Annotated in this window: 24 protein-coding genes and 1 tRNA gene; 6 read left to right on the plus strand and 19 right to left on the minus strand. The window is 65.5% G+C overall.

What is annotated here, in order from left to right:
• Positions 1 to 341: 341 nt before the first annotated feature.
• The gene (locus tag AC1DIO_RS23130) at positions 342 to 1,031 is read left to right on the plus strand and encodes a hypothetical protein (protein WP_476854131.1); all 690 of its coding nucleotides are present in this window, start codon (positions 342 to 344) and stop codon (positions 1,029 to 1,031) included.
• Between the two features lie 197 nt (positions 1,032 to 1,228).
• Here AC1DIO_RS23130 and AC1DIO_RS23135 read toward each other — a convergent pair whose 3' ends face one another.
• The 5 genes from AC1DIO_RS23135 to AC1DIO_RS23155 all read right to left on the minus strand — a co-directional run bounded on the left by AC1DIO_RS23135 (position 1,229) and on the right by AC1DIO_RS23155 (position 3,591).
• Positions 1,229 to 1,498, minus strand: a complete 270-nt coding sequence (locus AC1DIO_RS23135; RefSeq protein WP_441493062.1) for a hypothetical protein — start codon at positions 1,496 to 1,498, stop codon at positions 1,229 to 1,231.
• Positions 1,499 to 1,701: 203 nt separating this feature from the next.
• Positions 1,702 to 1,777, minus strand: a tRNA-Phe gene (locus AC1DIO_RS23140).
• An 88-nt stretch (positions 1,778 to 1,865) separates the two neighbouring features.
• A complete protein-coding gene (yacG, locus tag AC1DIO_RS23145; protein WP_441480815.1) occupies positions 1,866 to 2,075 on the minus strand; it encodes a DNA gyrase inhibitor YacG in 210 nt (69 codons plus the stop codon).
• On the minus strand, positions 2,068 to 2,889 hold the full coding sequence (locus tag AC1DIO_RS23150; RefSeq protein WP_441493063.1) for an SDR family NAD(P)-dependent oxidoreductase: 822 nt from the start codon (positions 2,887 to 2,889) through the stop codon (positions 2,068 to 2,070). The genes yacG and AC1DIO_RS23150 overlap by 8 nt, the downstream gene beginning before the upstream one ends.
• Positions 2,890 to 2,982: 93 nt before the next feature.
• Positions 2,983 to 3,591 carry a Maf-like protein gene (locus AC1DIO_RS23155; protein ID WP_441493099.1) on the minus strand — a complete coding sequence of 203 codons (609 nt, stop codon included), beginning with the start codon at positions 3,589 to 3,591 and terminating at the stop codon, positions 2,983 to 2,985.
• Between the two features lie 328 nt (positions 3,592 to 3,919).
• On the opposite strand from AC1DIO_RS23155, the gene AC1DIO_RS23160 reads away from it, so the two are divergent.
• Positions 3,920 to 4,303: a hypothetical protein gene (locus AC1DIO_RS23160; RefSeq protein WP_141739951.1), complete on the plus strand. Its 384-nt coding sequence runs from the start codon at positions 3,920 to 3,922 to the stop codon at positions 4,301 to 4,303.
• Positions 4,304 to 4,396: 93 nt separating this feature from the next.
• Here AC1DIO_RS23160 and AC1DIO_RS23165 read toward each other — a convergent pair whose 3' ends face one another.
• Positions 4,397 to 5,248 (minus strand): CDP-alcohol phosphatidyltransferase family protein, encoded by an 852-nt coding sequence (locus tag AC1DIO_RS23165; RefSeq protein ID WP_441493064.1) that lies wholly within the window; start codon positions 5,246 to 5,248, stop codon positions 4,397 to 4,399.
• Positions 5,249 to 5,343: 95 nt separating this feature from the next.
• Complete coding sequence (locus tag AC1DIO_RS23170; RefSeq protein WP_069877150.1) at positions 5,344 to 6,042, minus strand: phosphatidylserine decarboxylase; 699 nt, start codon at positions 6,040 to 6,042, stop codon at positions 5,344 to 5,346.
• Positions 6,043 to 6,274: 232 nt separating this feature from the next.
• Here AC1DIO_RS23170 and AC1DIO_RS23175 point away from each other — a divergent pair, with 232 nt between their 5' ends.
• Positions 6,275 to 6,739, plus strand: coding sequence for a GNAT family N-acetyltransferase (locus AC1DIO_RS23175; RefSeq protein WP_476826510.1), 465 nt, complete (start codon positions 6,275 to 6,277; stop codon positions 6,737 to 6,739).
• Between the two features lie 9 nt (positions 6,740 to 6,748).
• On the opposite strand, the gene AC1DIO_RS23180 is transcribed toward AC1DIO_RS23175, so the two are convergent.
• From AC1DIO_RS23180 to AC1DIO_RS23200, 5 genes are all read right to left on the minus strand, one after another.
• The gene (locus AC1DIO_RS23180) at positions 6,749 to 7,261 is read right to left on the minus strand and encodes a hypothetical protein (RefSeq protein WP_476826509.1); all 513 of its coding nucleotides are present in this window, start codon (positions 7,259 to 7,261) and stop codon (positions 6,749 to 6,751) included.
• Positions 7,258 to 7,851 (minus strand): hypothetical protein, encoded by a 594-nt coding sequence (locus AC1DIO_RS23185; protein ID WP_476854132.1) that lies wholly within the window; start codon positions 7,849 to 7,851, stop codon positions 7,258 to 7,260. The genes AC1DIO_RS23180 and AC1DIO_RS23185 overlap by 4 nt, the downstream gene beginning before the upstream one ends.
• A gap of 12 nt (positions 7,852 to 7,863) precedes the next feature.
• On the minus strand, positions 7,864 to 8,355 hold the full coding sequence (locus AC1DIO_RS23190) for a hypothetical protein (protein WP_441493068.1): 492 nt from the start codon (positions 8,353 to 8,355) through the stop codon (positions 7,864 to 7,866).
• A gap of 99 nt (positions 8,356 to 8,454) precedes the next feature.
• A complete protein-coding gene (locus tag AC1DIO_RS23195) occupies positions 8,455 to 10,368 on the minus strand; it encodes an ABCB family ABC transporter ATP-binding protein/permease (RefSeq protein WP_441507903.1) in 1,914 nt (637 codons plus the stop codon).
• A 3-nt stretch (positions 10,369 to 10,371) separates the two neighbouring features.
• The gene (locus AC1DIO_RS23200; protein WP_476854133.1) at positions 10,372 to 10,548 is read right to left on the minus strand and encodes a hypothetical protein; all 177 of its coding nucleotides are present in this window, start codon (positions 10,546 to 10,548) and stop codon (positions 10,372 to 10,374) included.
• Here AC1DIO_RS23200 and AC1DIO_RS23205 point away from each other — a divergent pair.
• Positions 10,547 to 10,894 (plus strand): hypothetical protein, encoded by a 348-nt coding sequence (locus tag AC1DIO_RS23205; protein WP_441493071.1) that lies wholly within the window; start codon positions 10,547 to 10,549, stop codon positions 10,892 to 10,894. The two genes, AC1DIO_RS23200 and AC1DIO_RS23205, sit on opposite strands and share 2 nt — an antisense overlap.
• Positions 10,895 to 11,035: 141 nt before the next feature.
• On the opposite strand, the gene cimA is transcribed toward AC1DIO_RS23205, so the two are convergent.
• Entirely contained in the window at positions 11,036 to 12,631 is a 1,596-nt protein-coding gene (gene cimA / locus AC1DIO_RS23210; RefSeq protein WP_476854134.1) for a citramalate synthase, read from the minus strand.
• Positions 12,632 to 12,692: 61 nt separating this feature from the next.
• Positions 12,693 to 14,273: a cysteine--tRNA ligase gene (gene cysS, locus AC1DIO_RS23215; protein WP_476854135.1), complete on the minus strand. Its 1,581-nt coding sequence runs from the start codon at positions 14,271 to 14,273 to the stop codon at positions 12,693 to 12,695.
• Positions 14,274 to 14,587: 314 nt separating this feature from the next.
• Between cysS and AC1DIO_RS23220 the strand changes: the two genes are divergently transcribed.
• Positions 14,588 to 14,920, plus strand: a complete 333-nt coding sequence (locus tag AC1DIO_RS23220) for a hypothetical protein (protein WP_113512928.1) — start codon at positions 14,588 to 14,590, stop codon at positions 14,918 to 14,920.
• A gap of 9 nt (positions 14,921 to 14,929) precedes the next feature.
• On the opposite strand, the gene AC1DIO_RS23225 is transcribed toward AC1DIO_RS23220, so the two are convergent.
• Complete coding sequence (locus AC1DIO_RS23225; RefSeq protein WP_441493075.1) at positions 14,930 to 15,457, minus strand: CreA family protein; 528 nt, start codon at positions 15,455 to 15,457, stop codon at positions 14,930 to 14,932.
• Positions 15,458 to 15,532: 75 nt separating this feature from the next.
• Between AC1DIO_RS23225 and AC1DIO_RS23230 the strand changes: the two genes are divergently transcribed.
• The gene (locus AC1DIO_RS23230) at positions 15,533 to 16,138 is read left to right on the plus strand and encodes a GNAT family N-acetyltransferase (protein WP_476768790.1); all 606 of its coding nucleotides are present in this window, start codon (positions 15,533 to 15,535) and stop codon (positions 16,136 to 16,138) included.
• Here the strand turns inward: AC1DIO_RS23230 and AC1DIO_RS23235 are convergent.
• From AC1DIO_RS23235 to AC1DIO_RS23250, 4 genes are read right to left on the minus strand one after another with little or no spacing between them, the layout of a single operon-like run.
• Positions 16,119 to 16,652, minus strand: coding sequence for a hypothetical protein (locus tag AC1DIO_RS23235; protein ID WP_476854136.1), 534 nt, complete (start codon positions 16,650 to 16,652; stop codon positions 16,119 to 16,121). The genes AC1DIO_RS23230 and AC1DIO_RS23235 overlap by 20 nt on opposite strands.
• 33 nt (positions 16,653 to 16,685) lie before the next feature.
• Positions 16,686 to 16,883, minus strand: a complete 198-nt coding sequence (locus AC1DIO_RS23240) for a DUF2783 domain-containing protein (protein ID WP_441507906.1) — start codon at positions 16,881 to 16,883, stop codon at positions 16,686 to 16,688.
• Positions 16,880 to 18,478 carry an FAD-dependent oxidoreductase gene (locus AC1DIO_RS23245; protein WP_441507907.1) on the minus strand — a complete coding sequence of 533 codons (1,599 nt, stop codon included), beginning with the start codon at positions 18,476 to 18,478 and terminating at the stop codon, positions 16,880 to 16,882. Before AC1DIO_RS23245 ends, AC1DIO_RS23240 begins: the two co-directional genes overlap by 4 nt.
• The gene (locus AC1DIO_RS23250) at positions 18,475 to 19,029 is read right to left on the minus strand and encodes a DinB family protein (protein WP_441493080.1); all 555 of its coding nucleotides are present in this window, start codon (positions 19,027 to 19,029) and stop codon (positions 18,475 to 18,477) included. Before AC1DIO_RS23250 ends, AC1DIO_RS23245 begins: the two co-directional genes overlap by 4 nt.
• Positions 19,030 to 19,032 lie beyond the last annotated feature (3 nt).

A 19,032-nucleotide genomic window follows, 5' to 3' on the forward strand; every position in this document is an offset into this window, starting at 1 on the left:
TCGCGATGACCGACCGAAAGCCGAAACAGAGCGCATGGCGCCCATGGCCCATAGGGCGTCGGCGCCAAATTCGCGATCAAATCAAAGCCTCGATAAGCCATCCGGCATGACCTATTGTCATCGACCTGTGTCACCCGCCGAGGCCCGCATCTCCAGCGAAGCGCAATGTTGAGCAATCGCTCCGGCCCGCCTACGCTCTCCCCGTGACAGACCTTCCCCCCGCTTGGGCCCATCTTCAGCCGTCCTCCCTCAAGGCGCTCCTTGAGCCTCCCGGCAGAGTCCCGCAGGCTGTTCGCCTCACGCCCGATGACGTCTCGGTCGAGGTCGCGCTTCAGGCTCCCATGGTTATCGCCGCGAGGCTCCTGCTGGCGCTTGCCGTGGAGACGGGCGGACTGGTCCTCACCCCTGCGGGCGCCCTGAAGCGGGCCGATGTCCGGCATGTCTTCGACCGGACGGAGTGGCCGGGATACGACAAGGCCACCACGCTCGCGACGAACAAGGTCATCAACGAGCACGATGCCTACGGGGTCCTGTTCACACGGATCGTGCTGCAGGCGGCCCGGCTCCTGCGGAAACGTTCGGGGGTCCTGAAGGCGAGCAAGGCAGGCAAGGCCATGCTGGCACCCCAGGCCGCCCCGGCGCTGCTGGCCGCGCTGTTCGAAGCGACATTCTGGAAGGTGAACCTCCAGGACTTCGACCGGAACCCGCTGGAGTTCTGGCCCCAGCACCACATGGGCGTGATCCTGTGGAGCCTGTCGGTGACGGCGCATGGCTGGTCCCATGCGAAGGACCTGATGCCGGCCTGCACGATCATGGAGACCATCGGGGACCCGATCGCTCCCGACTTTCCCGAGTTCGCCCTGACGACGCGGGTGCTCCGGCCGCTGTCATGGCTCGGGCTACTCGAGAGCCGACGATCGGAGAAGAGGCCCGATGGCGGGCTCGATGATGACGTCCGAAAGGCGCCGCTGTTCGACCAGCTCTTGCGATTTGAAGTGGAGCTGAAGGGCGGCAGCGAGCCGCGACACTGAAGCGGCAATTTCGCGAGCTGGGTGATTGGGCCGGTGTCCGTCACGAACGGGCTCCACAACCGCCGGAGACGAACTCCGCAGGCGCGCGTATTCTGCCATGCCCCCTCGGGTACTCCCGTGCCGCGGCAGACTGGCCCCCGCCCCTCCCGATAGGGAACAGGCTGCAAAGTCCGCTCCGCGCTACCCCTCCAGTCCGATCACTGGCCAGCGACACAGACTCCAAGCTTTAACACGGTGCCGGCCGGGCAGGTCTTCGCGCTGCTGGCATTCGGCTGTGCCTGTGGAGAGATGGCATTGAAGGATTCACAGCACGCGCCCCGCACGTAGTAGCCGCTTGGGCAGCCACCTGTGAGCTCAATGCGATCCTTGCCGTCGCGCGTGGGGCGGCAGGCACCGGCAGCGAGAGCCACTTGGGCGATCCCGAGAGCCGCGAGAAAGAACAACGTGGCGGCAATGATTCGAGCCATGCGCCGAGAATTCCGCATTGGAGGCTTGGGGTCCACCCGAGGCAACTGTCACTCCGAGGGTAGGGTTCGTGAGGACGCAGTGGTTTGCTACAGCCCATGCGAAGAGCGTCTTCAGGCCCGATAGGTCCCGTTCACCGTCGTCGAGAAGATGGACTTTCGGCGGAGCGGTTTTTCTTTGCTGATCAACCCCTGAGAAGGGGGAGTGGTGCCCAGAGCTGGAATCGAACCAGCGACACTGCGATTTTCAGTCGCATGCTCTACCAACTGAGCTATCTGGGCATCCGGCGAAGCGCCAGGCGCTTCGTGTTGGTGGGGGCGATATAGAGTGTGATTGGCGGGCTGTCCAGTCGCTTCAGCCGGCTTCCGATCAAGTCTCGTCTTCGCGTGTGGGTAACCCGGTTTCAGCCTCCTCCACCGGCTCGCCGGGAATGACATAGCTGCCCTTCAGCCAGTGGCCGAGATCGATGTCGCGGCAGCGTGACGAGCAGAAGGGCCTGAAGCGATGCACCGCCGGCTTGCCGCAGATCGGGCAGGGTCTTGGCGCCGGCGGGGGTGACGTATCCTGATTCTCAGCCATATTTGAGCGTGATGCCTCCATCGACCACGAGTTCGATGCCGGTGACATAGCGCGCTTCGTCACTGGCAAGGAAGAGCGCGGCATAGGCCACGTCCCAGGCCTCGCCCATATGACCCATCGGCACCTGCGCATCGCGTGCCTTCCACATCGCGGCGATGTCGCCTTCGCCATAGGCCTGCGCGAGGCCGGCGGAATGCTCGACCATCGGCGTCTTCATCAGGCCGGGCAGGATCGCGTTCACGCGAATCTTCTGCGCCGCGTATTGCACCGCGGTCGTGCGGGTCAGGTGATTCAGCGCCGCCTTTGTGGCGGAGTAACTGGCATAGGGCACGCCGGTGTGGCGAATCGAGGCGATCGAGGAAATGTTGATGATCGAGCCGCCCTCGCCCGTCTCCTCGAACTGGCGCTGCATCACCGGGATGACATGTTTCATCGCCAGGAAGGCGCTGGTGACATTGACCTTGAAGACCCGCTCCCAGGTCTCCTGCGGCAGATCGACGACGCTGCCGACCTCGGCGATGCCGACATTGTTGTCGAGGATGTCGATGCGGCCGTAGCGGCCGAGCGCCTGGCCGACGAGATCGGCGATTGAATCGGCCCGGGTTACGTCGGTCTGCACCGCGAAGGCCTGGGCGCCCTCGTTCTGGATGATCGCCGCCGTCTCCTCGGCGGCATCGCGGTTGAGATCGGCGCAGACCACCCTGGCGCCCTCACGCGCAAAGATCGTCGCGGTTGCCTTGCCATTGCCCCAGCCGGGCCCGATCGAGCCTGCGCCCGCGACGATTGCAACCTTGCCCCTCAACCGTTCCGTCATCGGCCCCATCCCTGGTTGCGCGCCTTGCGCTGCCGAAGAGGCAGCGGCGACAGGATCGGGATAACCGCAGGTCAGGGCAAGATGCGCTGACGCTCAGCCGACATTCATCCAGCCGAAGCGGATCGGGAAGCCTTCGCCGCCGAGCAGGTTCACCGTCTCGTAGAGAGGCAGGCCGACAACGCCGCTATAGGAGCCGACGAGCTTGACCACGAAGGAGCCGGCAATGCCCTGGATGGCATAGGCGCCGGCCTTGCCGCGCCATTCACCTGAGGCGAGGTACATCTCGAGATCTTCGGTCGAGAGCCGCTTGAAGCGCACGCGCGTCTCGACGATGCGGTCCCGGATCGCTCCGCCCGGCGTAACCAGGGCTACGCTGGTATAAACGCGATGGGCGCGCCCGGAGAGCATCCGCAGGCAGGCAGCCGCCTCATCGACGATCTCCGCCTTGGGCAAGACACGACGGCCGACTGCGACCACGGTATCGGCCGCCAGGATGTAGCAGCCTTCGAGATCGGGGCGGCTCTTCGCGCCCTCCCGCGCGGCCTGCGCCTTCTCGCGCGCCAGGCGGCGCGAGAGATCGCGCGGACGCTCGCCCTTCAGCGGTGTCTCGTCCAGATCGGACGGCAGCATGGCGTCGGGCTTCAGCCCGGCCTGCTCCAGCAAGGCCAGCCGGCGCGGAGAGGCCGAAGCCAGGACCAGCATAGGCCGCCAGCCGGGCTGCTTGGGAGTGGAGAAGAAACTCAAGGGCGTTCGTCTCTGAGGCTCGCAGGCGCCCATGGCGGACACCCTCCGACCAAGCCTCTAGATCATTTTCGCCGGTTGCGAAATCTCTCTGAACCGCCACGCGCCGAATGCAATCCTGGAGCGCAATACCCATTTCGTTATGTTCACTGCGCATAAAATACGCAGCCTCGCCCTTGCGTTTCAGCCTTTCACTTGACACATTAAAGCCTACGGCCCGCAGACGCGGCCTCTTTGCGAGGCCGGAGTCCTTTCCGACCTGTCCCGTGTTCCGGAGCCCTTCACCGAAATGACCACATCGACCCGACGTCCGCGTTCCGCTCTGGGAACGGGAGTGGAAGCGCAGGCGCTCGTGAGCAAGGTCATGACGATGCAGGCCGAGGCCGGGCTGACCATCGCGATGCGGATGCCGATCCTGCTCAAGGGCGCGCTCGGCGACCGGCGCGGCCAGCGCGAGGCGACGAAGGCCCTGACCGAGAAGGTTTCCGCGGTGATGGAAAGCGGCCTCGCCGCGAGCCAGGCCGTCAGCCTGTTCTGGTGGGATCTGGCCTTCAGCCCATTCAGCCAGCTCGATATGAGCGAGGCTGTCGCCAGGGCGACCAGCAACACGCTCGAGCCGTTCTCGAAACGGACCCGTGCCAATGCGGCGCGGCTGAGCAGCCGCCGCCGCTAGATTATCGCCGGCCCGACACTTTTCCGGCCGATGCTTCAGTGCGTTTGCATCGGCTATCCCGAAAACCGCAAATCCACTTTTCGAGCCGATGCTTTAGTCGGTATCCGACACGGACGCCTTGGCGAGCTCGGACGGAGCTTCCACCAGGCCGGCGTTGTATTCGCGCTCGAGCTTGCGATAGCGCGCAACGCTGATCGGGATCAGCGCGAGATAGGCCAGCACGATCAGCGACAGCATCTCGAAGGGGTAGGCAAAGAGCAGCCCCGCCACCACCACCACCGCGACGAAGAGCGGCAGCACCTTCTCACGCGGCACGCGGGTGCCGAGCGTCTTGCCGGCATAGCAGGGGATGCGCGAAATCGTCAGGAAGGCGATGAACAGGATATAGATCCCGACCAGCAGGGCGCCATATTCCTGCACCGGCACACCGATGAAATGCAGATAGAGCGGTAGCATCGCGGTGATCGCGCCCGCGGGCGCCGGCATACCGACGAAGAAGTTCTTCTGCCAGTCGGGACGATTGGGATCGTCGATCATCACGTTGAAGCGCGCGAGCCGGAGCGCCATGGCGCAGGCCAGCGTCAGCACGATGATCCAGCCGAAGGAGCGCAGATCGTGCAGGACGAAAATCCAGAGCACATAGCCCGTGGCGACGCCGAAATTGACGAAATCCGAGAGCGAATCGAGCTCGGCGCCGAAGCGCGACGTGCCCTTCAGCATGCGCGCCAGGCGGCCGTCGACGCCGTCGAGCGCGGCAGCGATCAGGATGAAGATCGTCGCCGATTCGAGCTTGCCCTCGACCACGAGCCGCATCGCGGTCAGGCCGAGGCAGAGCGCCAGCAATGTGATGACATTGGGCGCGATCAGCCGAAACGGGATCGCCTTGAAGCGCGTGCGCTTCGATTCAGCCTGCTCGGGCTCGAAGGGGGGAAAGAGATCGCTCATGCCAGCCGGAATACGCGGTTTTAGGCGCGGAGGCTAGGAGCAGTCGGCGATCATCCCGGGCGCCGCATCACGGCGCTCCGGGATGTCGAAAGCGCTCAGATTCCGCGGAAGCTGCGCCGTGTTTCGCTGGCCGAGACATCGGCCAGCACGGTCTCGCCGGCGATCGCGGTCTGGCCTTCGCCAACCAGCGGAATCACGCTCGTCGGCAGATAGACGTCGACGCGCGAGCCGAAGCGAATCAGGCCGAAACGCTCGCCGGTCGCAATCGCATCGCCCTCCTTGACGAAGGGCACGATGCGCCGCGCGATCAGGCCTGCGATCTGGACGACGCCGACCGTGCCGGCCGGGGTCTCGATCGCCAGCGCGTTGCGCTCATTGTCCTCGCTCGCCTTGTCGAGCTCCGCATTGAGGAAGAGGCCCGGCGTATAGGCCATCTTGATGATGCGGCCCGAGACCGGGGCGCGGTTCACATGGCAATCGAAGACGTTCATGAAAATCGAGATGCGCGTCATCGGCTCGGCCGGCAGGTTCAACTCCGGCGGCGGCAGCGCCGAGGCGATCTGGCTGATGCGGCCATCGGCCGGCGAGATCACCAGCCCCTCGCGTTGCGGCGTGATCCGGATGGGATCGCGGAAGAAATAACAGACCCAGATCGTGATGATCGCGCCGAGCCAGCCGAAGGGCGACCAGAGATTGGCGAGCACGATCGTCGCCACCAGCGCGATCGCGATGAAGACGTAGCCCTCCTTGTGGATGGGAACGATCACTTTGCGGACGGAATCGACGAGCGACATGGGCAATCCTGTTTGGTCTTGTCAGCGCGTCGGCAGAGTGACGCTCCCCTGCGGCCCGAATGGGGCGGCAGGCATTGTCGCGTGATTTACGGGGTTCGGCGCTCCGGGGGAAGAGGCCGCATGCCGCGCCCCTTGTGGCAGACGAAACTCCGCCTCTTTGCCGCCGCGTCTTCCAGACAGGGCAGCGGAACGGCTAGAAGCTCAGCCATGGCATCGGCGCGGAGCGCGGGACATGGCGGAGGCGGGCGATATCGACACGGCTCTTCTGGCCAGGCTTGGCTGTGACGATGTCAGCCTGCGGCTGAGCCGGAGCTATTCGCCGGAAACCTCGCCCTGGCGCGCCGCCGCCTATCGCTTCGACATCCTGGCTGAGGCTGAGCCCGCCGGCACGATCAGCCTGCGGCCAGGCGCGAGCTATCTCCTGACCCATCTCGCCGGGCAGATCGGCTTTTCCGTCGAGCCAGCCTATCGCGGGCGCGGCCTCGCCGGCAAAGCCGTGAGGGCGCTGCTTCCCCTGGCCAGGGCGTGCGGCCTCAGCGAACTCTGGCTGACGACGACGCCCGACAACCTCGCCTCCCGCCGCACGCTGGAAAGGCTCGGCTGTGTCCTCGTCGAAGAGGTCACGATTCCGGAAAGCTACGAAAGCTATGCCCGCGGCGAGCGCCTGAAGCTGCGCTACCGGCTGGAGCTGGACTGAGCGTAGCCGTCAGTCGGCCGGGCACTGCCCGACAAGCTCGGCCAGCGCGCTCCGGCCGGATGCAAGGTCGAAATCGGCAGAAACCGCCCCGCTGCCCTGAGCCGGGATCAACACACTCATCTCGGCCCCGCCGAGGATCAATCCGAGCAGGGACGCCGGGCGCGCAACATGCACGGCCCGGTCCGCCCCGACCGCGCCCGCCAGTTCAACCGCCGGCTGACCATCGGCTTGAACGAAGGATGCAGCCGCCCGCCCCGCCTTGCCGAACAGTCCGTCATTGTTCAGCGGCAGAAAGGCGATGGACAGGCTGGCCTCGATGCAGCGGATCGCGAGGCCGACATGGGCCTCTCTATCGCTCAGCACCGCCGCGACATCCTTGCGCCCGCCCTGCCGGTCATTGGTAATGACCACCCAGTTGCCGACCTTCTTCGTGCTGGAGGCCTGCACAGGCATGGCCGACAGCGCCAGGACCAGGCTGGCGCCGAGCCCGAACACCGCTCGCAAGCGCTTCGCTGCCGTCATCGCGTGGCCCCTGAGGGGCGGCTGAGCGCACCGAGCGCCGCCGCCCAGGGCGCAGGGGCCGGCAGCATGACATCCGCCGGAAAATGCGGGAGCAGTTCGAAGGCGAGCCGCTGGCCTGCCCGGTCCTCCTGGACCACGAGAGTATCGAAGCGAAGCAGCTGAGCGGAGGCTCGTGGCAGCACGGCGCCGGCCGCAACTGGCTTGCCCGCAACCATCAGGACGAAGCAACTATCGGCCGGATTCCAGCCTCGCTTCGCTGCGGGGCTCTCGGGCGCGCCGTCCTGCACGAGATAGCCGCCCTGCCAGCGTATCGAGAGCGCCTCATCGAGCCGAAGCGGTTGCCGATCGGGAGGAAGTGTCGATTCAAGCGGCGACGGCGACATTCTGAGCAGCGAGCACGTCTGGACGATGCCCGGCCGTCCCGGCTTGACGATCCAGAGCTCCCAGCCCTGCTCCGTCGCGGCAGCGGCCCGGTCCGCGGCCAGGATGGAGAAGAGAAGCGCCCCGGTCAGGCGCAGGCGCTTCAGCATGGTGTCACCGCGGCAGGCAAGGATCGGCCAGTTGCGTGGGAGCGAGCCATCGCCACGCAAGCCACGCAATCCTCAGGCGAGCGCCGTCGGGCTGCGGACGAAGCGGCGCGCGGCGAGATAGGTCAGCACCACGAAGATCAGCAGCACGAGCCCTTCGGCAATCGCGAAGGGCGGCTCTGACTGGGTCGGCGCCATGGCCTGGAGAAACGGCACCTTCATGAAAGCCTGCGCGACCGCAACGAAGATCAGCAGATAGAAGGCGAGCATCGCCGTGACCGCATAGATCCGCCGCCAGGCGCCATCGAGCCTGCGAGCGTAGAGGGCGTATCCGGCAAGGCCGACCAGAATGAGCGAGATCGCACCGACGATATGCGAGGGCAGGAGGCCGTTGAATGGAAAGCCGAAGCCCGTCGCGCTGGTGGCAAACGCGGTGGAGAGGAAAATTCCGGTCCAGCGCGGCCGCGTGTGCCCTTTCAGCATGGCCGCGGCGACGGGAAAACCCGCCACGATGGCGATCAGGCTGAGCCAGGTATGAAAGCCGGTGAAGGTCGTCGGATCGAACATGAGCAGCCCCCGCAATGCTCCACCGGCTTCGTGTGAAACCGGCGGAGTGTAGCATGCAGGAAGCAGGCCGCGTTTGGCGAGAGAATTCCGTCGCCCCGACTACTGCGTCAGGGTCACTCTCACACTCTCTTCTTCTTCCTCGGTCGCGCGCTTCAGCGTCGCCTTGGCCTCGTCGACCTGGCGCTGACGGTTCCAGAGCGCCGCATAGACGCCATCCGCCGCCAGCAACTCGCGGTGATGGCCGCGTTCGACGATCAGGCCCTTGTCCAGCACGATGATCTCGTCGGCATTGATTACGGTCGAGAGCCGATGGGCGATGACCAGCGTCGTGCGCCCCTCGCTGACCCGGTCGAGCGCGTCCTGGATCTCCTTCTCGGTGAAGGAATCGAGCGCCGAGGTCGCCTCGTCCAGCACCAGGATCGGCGGCCCCTTCAGGATGGTGCGGGCGATGGCGACGCGCTGCTTCTCGCCGCCTGAGAGCTTCAGGCCGCGCTCGCCGACGGAGGTCTCATAGCCGTCGGGCAACGACCGGATGAAGCGGTCGATCTGGGCGAGCCGCGCCGCCTCCTCGACCTCGGCCTCGGTCGCATCCGGCCGGCCATAGCGGATATTGTACTCGATCGTGTCGTTGAACAGCACGGTGTCCTGCGGAACCATGCCGATCGCCGAGCGCAGGCTGACCTGCTGGATCGCGGCGATATCCTGCCCGTCGATCATGATCCTGCCCTTGGCCGGTTCGTAGAAGCGGAAGAGCAGGCGCGAAATCGTCGACTTGCCGGCGCCGGACGGGCCGACGATGGCGATCGTCCTGCCCGGCGGCACCGTGAAGGAAATACCCTTCAGGATCGGCCGCTCCGGGATATAGGCGAAATGCACGTCCTCGAAGCGGACCTCGCCTGCATCGACGCGAAGCGGCGGGGCGCCCGGATGGTCCTGGATCTCGGGATCGCGGCCAATCAGGGCGAACATCTCGCCGATGTCGAGGGTCGCCTGCTTGATCTCGCGATAGACCGTGCCCATGAAATTCAGCGGCTGGTAGAGCTGGATCAACATGGCGTTGATCAGCACGAAATCGCCGACCGTATGCGTGCCGGCCTGGAAGCCGCGCACCGCCATCACCATCGAGATCGTCAGGCCCGTCGCGAAGATCGCCGCCTGTCCGAAATTGAGCCAGGCGAGCGAGGTATAGGCCTTGATCGAGTTGCGCTCGTAGCGCGCCATCGAACGGTCGTAACGGGCTGTCTCGCGAGCCTCTGCTCCGAAATACTTCACCGTCTCATAGTTGAGCAGCGAGTCGATCGCCTTCGAATTGGCGTCGGTATCGGACTCATTCATGGCGCCGCGAATGGCGATGCGCCATTCGGTGGCCTTGATCGTGTAGGCCATGTAGGTCGTCACCATCACCACCAGCACGACGACATAGAGCCAGTCGAACATCGTCAGCAGCACGGCGGTGATCAGGGCGACTTCGACCACGACCGGCACCAACTGGTTCAGGCCGAGGCGGACCATTTCCTCGATGCCGTTGCGGCCGCGCTCCAGCACGCGGGTCAGACCGCCGGTCTTGCGCTCGAGATGGAAGCGCAGCGAGAGATAATGCAGATGACCGAAGGTCTGCAGCGCCAGCGTGCGCACCGCATGCATGAACACGGGTGCGAACAACGCGTCGCGCATCTGGATGAAGGCCGAGGAGCCGACGCGCGCCAGCCCGTAGATCAGCGTCAGGGTCAGCGGTGCGCCGACCAGCCAGGGCAGCCAGCGCCCGAGACTGGTCGGCGTGTTCGCCAGGGCATCCGTCGCCCATTTGAAGGTGAAGGGCACGCCCATCAGCACCATGCGGCCAATGACCAGCAGGATGAAGGCCGCGACCACGCGCTTGCGCAGATCGGCGCGATCCGGTGGCCAGAGATAGGGCCAGAGCGCACGGAAGGTCGCGACGAAGCCGGAGCCGGGTTGCAGGACGGCCGAGTGGGCGAAGTTCGACGCTGGAGGCGGCGCGGCAGGCGGGGACATTTTTCAAACAGTTCCAAGTTGAACCGCCCATATATCCGCGATCGCGGGCGAATGCATGAGCCTTGCTGCAAGCCGGGGATTGCGGAACACGCGCGCCGGCTTGGCCTTGTTCTTGTCGAAGGACCGGTGTGAGATGGCGTCGGAGCGGTCAACGCTCGGATCGGGGAAAGAAACAGCCATGAGAGCTCAACGGGTTATCCTTGCCGGCCTGATCGGCGCCAGCGTCTCACTCTGCCTCGCGACGCTTCCCGCCCTGGCGCAATCAGCGCGCCCGCCGGCACAGATCAAGGTAACCAATGCCCGCAGCGTGCCGTTGAACACGCTCGAAATCACCACCTCGGGTGAACAGCCCCGCCTCGTCGCCAAACTCGCCAAGCCGCTCGCTCCCGGAAAGAGCGCCGTGCTGAAACTCAACAAGCCGGCAGGCTGCAGCTATTTCGTGCTCGGTCGCTTCAGCGACGAGGTCGAAAACGACAATGACGGCGTCGATCTCTGCAGGGAAAAGACGATCCGCCTGACGGATTGAGCCGCCAGGGCCCTCATGGCCGGGCCTCGTCCCGGCCATTCCCGACCGCGGCGGCACCGCCGAACACTCATCCGCAGAATGATTACCAGGTGGGCGCTGCGCCTCACCCGGGAATCGCGGCGGATCAAAAGCCCTCTTCGCTTACGCCGTCGCGCCGGCCCGCATCAGCTTGTAGGTGATCGAGTCGACCAGCGCCTGGAACGAGGCGTCGATGATGTTGGCGCTGACACCGACCGTGGTCCAGCGTTCGCCGGTCTCGTCGGCGGATTCGATCAGGACGCGCGTCACCGCATCGGTGCCGCCCTGGAAGATGCGGACCTTGTAGTCGACGAGCCGCAAGCCGCCGATCAGCGACTGATAGCGGCCGAGATCCTTGCGCAAGGCGACGTCGAGCGCATTGACCGGACCGGCAGAGCCCTCGGCAGCCGAGATCAGCAGCTCGTCGCCGACCTGCACCTTCACGATCGCCTCGGAGAAGGTGACGAGCTCGCCATTGGCGTTGTAGCGGCGCTCCACATTCACCTTGAAGCGCTCGACCGTGAAATAATCCGGCACCTCGCGCAGTATCCGCTTGGCGAGCAGGAAGAAGGAGGCGTCGGCCCCCTCGAAGGCGTAGCCTTGCGCCTCCTTGTCCTTGAGCTCGTCGAGCAGGCGCCCGAGCCGCGGATCGTCGCGCCCAAGCGTCACGCCGATGCGCTCCAGCTCGGCAACGAGGTTGGACTTGCCGCCCTGGTCGGAGATCAGGACCTTGCGGATATTGCCGGTCGCTTCCGGCGCGACATGCTCATAGGTGCGCGGGTCCTTCAGCACCGCTGAGGCATGGATGCCGGCCTTGGTCGCGAAGGCAGACGAACCGACGAAGGGCGCGTGCCGGTTCGGGGCGCGGTTCAGCATCTCGTCGAGGGCCCGCGAAACATGGGTCAGCTCGCCGAGCTGCTGCTCGTCGACATTGATGCTGAAGCGCTCGCGATACCTGTCCTTCAGTTTCAGCGCGCCGATCAGCGTCACCAGATTGGCGTTGCCGCAGCGCTCGCCGAGCCCATTCAACGTGCCTTGGATCTGGCGGACGCCGGCCTCGACCGCCGCCAGCGAATTGGCAACGGCGCAGCCGCAATCGTCATGGGCATGGATGCCGAGATGATCGCCCGGCACGACCTTGGCGACCTCGGCAACGATGGCGCCGACCTCGTCCGGCAAGGTGCCGCCATTCGTATCGCAAAGCACGACCCAGCGTGCGCCCGCCTCATAGGCTGCCTGCACGCAGGCCAGCGCATAATCGGGATTGGCCTTGTAGCCGTCGAAGAAATGCTCGCAGTCGAGCATCACCTCGCGTCCGGCCGCCTTCGCGGCCTTCACGCTGTCGGTGATCCCCTCGAGATTGTCCTCGAGCGAGATCTCGAGCGCGACATGGACATGGTAGTCCCAGCTCTTGGCGACGAAGACGATGGCGTCGGCCTTCGCCTCGAGCAGGGCCGCGATGCCCGGGTCGTTGGCGGCCGAGCGCCCTGCCCGCTTGGTCATGCCGAAGGCAGCGAACTTGGCCTTCGAAGTCGGCTTCTCCGCGAAGAAGGCGGTATCGAGCGGGTTCGCCCCGGGATAGCCGCCCTCGACATAGTCGATGCCGAGCTTGTCCAGCATGGCGGCGACCGCGCGCTTGTCGTCGAGCGAGAAGTCGACTCCGGTGGTCTGGGCGCCGTCGCGCAGCGTCGTATCGAAAAGATGGACGCGGGCGCTCATCGCCCGGCCCTCATCCGATAGCGCAGCACTCGCGGCATCACCATGGCGAGCATGACGAGCTTCATGGCGACCGAGAGCGCACCGGCGCGCCGGATCTTCGGGGCATCGCGGTTMATCGTTTCACTTCCCATGCTGTCGTGGGCTCGCCCGTCGCCGGGTCCTTGCCATCCTTGAGCTGGATGCCCATCGCCGCGAGTTCGTCGCGGATGCGGTCGGACTCGGCAAAGTCCTTGGCGCGACGCGCTGCAAGCCGGTGCTGGATCAGATCGTCGACGCGCGTCGCAAACCCATCGTCGGTCGCCGTCCGGATGAGGAACTCCTGTTCCTTCCGCCCCCAGGCCTGACGGTTCAGGCCGAGGAAATCGACGCTTGCCGCCAATGCGCGCGCAGCCTTCGGATCGCCGGCCTTCGCTTCGCGTGCGAGACCGTGAAGCCGCGTCATCATCTTGGCCGTGTTCAGGTCATCGGCCAGCGCGGCGATGATTTCGGCATCCACGTCGCTTGGAGCGGCCTGCGGTTCCGTCGGAATGCCATGCAGGATTTCCTCCCAGCCACCGATGATGGACTCGACCTCCTCCAGCGACTTCACCGTCCAGTCGATCGGCTGACGATAATGCGTCTTCAACATCGCAAGGCGCAGCACTTCGCCCGGCCATGTCCGGCCGCCGAAGGCATCGGTCTGCAGCAGTTCGTTGATGGTGACGAAGTTGCCGAGAGACTTCGACATCTTCTCGCCTTCGACCTGCAGGAACCCGTTATGCATCCAGATATTCGCCATGCGGCCGGCGCCATCGGCACCGCCGAAGGCGCAGCAGCTCTGGGCGATTTCGTTCTCATGATGCGGGAAGACGAGGTCGATGCCGCCGCCATGGATGTCGAAGACATTCCTGGCGGGGTCATCGCAGGCGAGCCCGCCGCCGAAGGGTGCGAGCAGCTTCGCCATCGACATGGCCGAGCACTCGATATGCCAGCCGGGGCGGCCGGGCGTGGCGATGCCGGCCGGGGAAGGCCAGCCGGGGTCGATGCCGTCGCGGCTTGGCTTCCACAGCACGAAATCCATGGCATCGCGCTTGTAGGGCGCGACATCGACACGGGCGCCGGCCATCATCTCGTCCAGCGAACGCCGGGCGAGCGAGCCGTATTTCGGTGCCTTCCCCAGGCTCGCCACAGCCGGCACATGGAACAGCACATGCTCCTCGGCGACATAGGCGATGCCACGGGCGATGAGGCGCTCGATGATCGCCTTCATCTCCTCGATATGGTCGGTGGCGCGCGGCTCGGCATCGGGGCGCAGATTGCCCAGCGCATCGACATCATTGTGGAACTGCGCCGTCGTCGTCTGCGTGACCCGGGCAATCGCCTCGTTCAGCGGCAGGCCCGGAAAGTCGCGGGCGGCGCGCGCATTGATCTTGTCGTCGACGTCCGTGAGGTTGCGGGCATAGGTGACATGCTCGGGGCCATAGAGATGGCGGAGCAGCCGGTAGAGCACGTCGAAGACGATGACCGGGCGGGCATTGCCGATATGGGCGTAGTCATAGACCGTCGGACCGCAGACATACATGCGGACATTGCCGGGATCGATCGGCGCGAACGTCTCTTTCGTCCGCGTCAGCGTGTTGTAGAGCCTTAAAGTCGGCGTCATCGAAACGGTCCTGGCGAATAGGCGACGAGAAGCGTGGTCCGGGCCGCTGGCCGGGGGCGCTTTCTGTCGGGTCGTTTCAGGACGATGACGTGAGCAGCCGGCCAGCGAAAGCTAGCGGCAAATAATGCAAATCCGGATGGCGGCCTGCGTCATGAAAAACTGATTGCCTGTGCGCGGGCTTTGCGTCAAGAGGGCGCCCGAGTTTGTTGCGCCGCAACATAGCTGACGCCGAATTCATTCAAATTTAACGGACTGGAACCATCCTCATGCTTCGAAGGTTCTTTGGCCTGTCGGGTCACGAGGAAAGATCGAGAATGCGCCGCGCCATCGCCCTGATCGGCCTGTTCGGAATCGTCGGAGCCGGCCTCTCGCTCGCAGTCCTGCCGACCTCGAAGACGGTGGCCGCTTCCAACGACCAGCGCATTTTCCTGATTCCGGCGAGCGACGGCTATGGCGTCGCCGACTGCCTGTCCTCGAAGACTTCGGAATGCGGCAAGATCGTCGCCGATGCCTGGTGCGAGGCCCAGGGTTTTGCGAAGGCGACAGCCTTCGGCATCGCCTCGCGCGAAGATTTCACCGGTTCGGTCTCGAAGCCTGTCATCACCGAACCGGCCGAACAGCCGCTCTCGATCACCTGCGGCGGCTGAGCCTGCGGCTCACCTCACCCAATCCGAGCATTTCGGCGCCTCGCCTACCCCGCCCCAGGGCATGATCGGGACGGTGGATGTCGAATTCTGCGGCGACCCGTCGATCAGCTTGTCGGAATAGACGAGATAGACCAGCACGTTGCGCTTGATGTCGCAGCCGCGCACGATCTGCATCTTCTTCCAGACCATCGAGCGGCGCTCGCGGAAGACGACATCGCCCTGCTCGAACTTCTCCTTGAACTTGATCGGACCGACCTGACGACAGGCGAGCGAGATCTCCGAGACCTCCTCCGCCACCCCGAACATGCCGGAGACGCCGCCCTTCTCGGGGATAGTGTAGTGGCAGGCCACACCCTCGACGATCGGATCGTCGACGCCATAGACGGCGAGCTTGTCGTTCGGCGTCAGCATCTTCCAGACGGTCGATTTCCTGAAGATCAGGTCCTCCTGGGCCTGTGCGGCCCCGGTCAGACCGAGCCCTAGCGCCAACAGAGCCAGGGCCAGGGCGCGTGAAGAGGTGGTACCACAGGCGCGCATTCTCGATCTCCTGACTGTTCCGCGTAGCCGGCGCCGCATATGGGTTCTGAGGCGAAGCAATGCCAGAGGCGTCCGATGCAGACCAGCAAGATGCCGGCGACGACGCAGCCGATCCTCGCGACGGACCGCCTCATCCTCAGGCCGAGAACCATTGAGGATCTCGACCATGTCATTGCAATGAATTCCGATCCGGAGGTGATGCGACACATCGCGCCAGTCGGCACCGCCTTCATGAGCAGGGAGGCCGTGGCGAAGCGCAGCTTCACCCATGTCGATCGGGGGCTGGGCTACTGGTCGATCAGCCCGCGCGAAAGCCCTGGCGCGTTGCTGGGCTATGTCGCGCTGTTCCCCGGCGCTCCGGCGACGGCGCAGATCGAGCTGAGCTACCGCTTCGAGACGCGCCATTGGGGCCGGGGTTATACGACGGAGGCGGCCTCGCGCCTGCTCCAGCACGGTTTTGGCCCATTGGACCTAACCGAGGTGGTCATCCTCACGCACCCGTTGAACGCGGCATCCCTTCGTCTGGCGGAGAGGCTCGGTTTCCAGCGCGAGAGCGACCGGTGCTCATGGCTGATGGGCGATCCGCACTTCCTCTGCGCCTTCTTCCGCCTCGGCCGCGCCGGCTGGCTTGCCACCCATGACGCAGCCGCGGCACCGGTCGTCACACCGCCAGTGGCTTGAACACCAGATAGGCCGCGGCCAGCGCGCCGAGCACGCCGAGCGTGAACAGCACCAGCTTCAACTGCGTGAAGCCGCTCGCCATGGCGACATCGCCCGCCTCGACCCGGGGGTATTTGTCGAGCAGCCGGGCAATGACAAAATTCTCGACGACATCGCAGAGCCCGCCGAAGAGCCAGCCGCCGCCGCATAATGCCGCCACCCACCAGGGATAGCCGCGCATCGCGACGCCCGCGACGATGATCGCGCCGACGATCGCATAGGTCAGGGCGAAGGCGACATCGGCCGGCAGCACCCGGTGACGGTAGCGGTTGCGGCGTTCCTCGCCATAAGCTGCGAAGAGCTTTTCGACATCGGCAGCGTTGAAGCCGTTCCAGTMGCTCTCGAGCATGCGGGCCACGCCCTGACGGCTCGCCCAGAGCCCGGTGAGCCAGAACATCAACATCACCAGCGCCGGCCCCCACAGGAAGAACGAGAGCGGGATGGCGCTGGAATAGAGCGGAACGGGATCGATCATCGCGGCCAAGGCTCCGGCAGAGGAAATGCGACGTTACCGCGCCTCGCGCGCCAGCGCCAAGGCCTGACGCAGGATCTCCACGTCACCGATATGATTGACGAAGATCAGGACGAGCCTTGCATTGAGCGCCACGCTCTCGGCCTCGGAGAGATCGCGATGCGCCTCCGCGATCATCCGGAACGCCGCGTCGGGATCGGAGAGATTCGGTTCCGTGACAAGTTCGCTGCTCATGCTGCGGCGCGCCCTTCCAGCCTCTCGATCGCGGCCGCCAGTTGCACAGGTGTCGCCTGGCGAAACCGCGCCGCGACATGGCCGTCAGGACGCAGCACGACGGCATCGCCCGGCGTCAATCCGTAACGTCGCGCCAGGGGCTCGTCTCCCCCATCTCTGGCGGGAACGTCGACCCACAAGGCGGCGGCAGGCGTCATGCCCTCGGCCGCCACCCCGCAGGCGATGATGACCGGCCGGCCCTCGGCCAGCGTCTCGCTCAGCCAGCGCCGCCCGCCGGCTGTGGATGGCAGCGCAGCGTCGTGGAAGGAGGTGCCCGCCGCGAGCCCCCCCTGCCAATCCGGGCCAGGCGTCGAAAGCGGCGACGCCAGATAGGTCGTCGGCTGCGAGAGACGCCCGGAATTGACGAAGCCCCGGGCGAAGCCGGCCTTGCCGGCCAGGGCAAGGGCCGCATCGCGCAAGACCCGCTCGCCTGGCGAGCGCGGCGCGATGAAATCCGTGGCGCGGGTCGAATGCAGGATATTCTCCTGCGCTGCTTCGACACGCTCCCTGTCATAGCTGTCGATCAGAGAAGCGGGACTCTGCCCTTTCACGACCAATGCCAGTTTCCAGCCGAGATTGTCGGCATCCTGGATGCCGGAATTGGCGCCGCGCGCGCCGAAGGGCGAGACCTGATGCGCCGCATCGCCGGCGAAGACCACCAGACCATGAACGAAGCGCGCGAGCCTGCGGCACTGGAAGCGGTAGACCGAGACCCATTCCAGCGCGAAATCGTCATGGCCGAGCATCTGCCGGATGCGCGGCCGCACGATCTCGGGCTGTCGTTCATGCTCGGGGTCGGCGTCGCGATCGAGTTGCAGATCGATGCGCCAGACATCGTCCGGCTGCTTGTGCAGCAGGGCCGACTGTCCGGAATGGAAGGGCGGCGCGAACCAGAACCAACGCTCGGTGGGGAATTCCGCCCGCATCTTCACGTCTGCGATGAGGAACTTGTCCTCGAAGGCCTCACCGCGAAACTCCAGGCCAAGCAGCGCGCGCGTCGGCGATCGCGCTCCGTCGCAGGCGACCACCCAGCCGGCATCGAACTGGTAGGGCCCATCCGGCGTCGCGATGGTCAGGAGCGCGCCGTCGCTACGAGGCTGGATGCCGGTGAGACGGTTCGACCAGCGCAGATCGATCAGCGCCTCCGCAGCCGCAGCGTCGGCCAACGCCGCTTCGACGTAATATTGCTGCAGGTTGATGAAGGCCGGCTGCTTGTGGCCAGGCTCGGGCAATAGATCGAACTCATAGAGCTGCTCCTGCCCGCGAAAGACCCTGCCCCGCTGCCAGGTGACGCCTTTCGCGACCATGCCTTCCGCGAGGCCGAGCCTGTCGAAGATCTCGAGCGTACGCTTGGCAAAACAGATCGCGCGCGAGCCCTCGCCGATGCGATCGGAATCATCGATCAGCACGACGGGAACGGCACGGCGCGCCAGATCGAGCGCGAGCGTCAGCCCKACCGGGCCGGCGCCAATGATGACAACCGGATGATGGGCCGGTTCGCGTGCATCCTGGTCAGGGCTGCGGCGATAGGCGAAACGGCGCAGCTCCGTCGTCATCCGATCGCCTCCGGCCCCTCGATCCCGAGCCCCCGCAGATCCGAGGCACGCCGGCCGGCATCGAAAGCGAGGAAATACTCATCGAGCTGCGGCGGCGCGACCGTCGTGCCGGCGAGCATGGCGTGGGCCTGGCCGCGATGATGGATCTGATGCTGGAAGAGATGCGCGAGCAGATCGTCGATCCGCTCGGGCACCTTGCCGTCATCGCCGCGATCGGTCTCGACCTGCCGTGCCAGCTCTGCCTCGCTCAACGCATCGCAGAAGGCGATCAGGCGGCGATCGGTCTGCCCCTGCACGATGAGGAGCGCGGCCGCGTCGAGCGGCCGGAAGGTATCGAAGACGGCGAGCCCGCGCCCGCCCTGCTCCAGGGCGTCGAGATAGAACTGATCGACCGAGAGATTGTGGTTCAAGGTCTCGTGGAGCGAGGGGAAGAAGCTCGTTCGCGTGGCCCTGAATGCCTCGTCGTCCAGTTCGGCGCAGGCGCGCAGCAGCCGGTCATTGGCCCAGCCATTGTTGCGGGCCGCCTTGCGCAGATAGGCGACGAGCGACACCGC

The sequence above is a fragment of the Allobosea sp. 05T439 genome, from assembly GCF_056396005.1.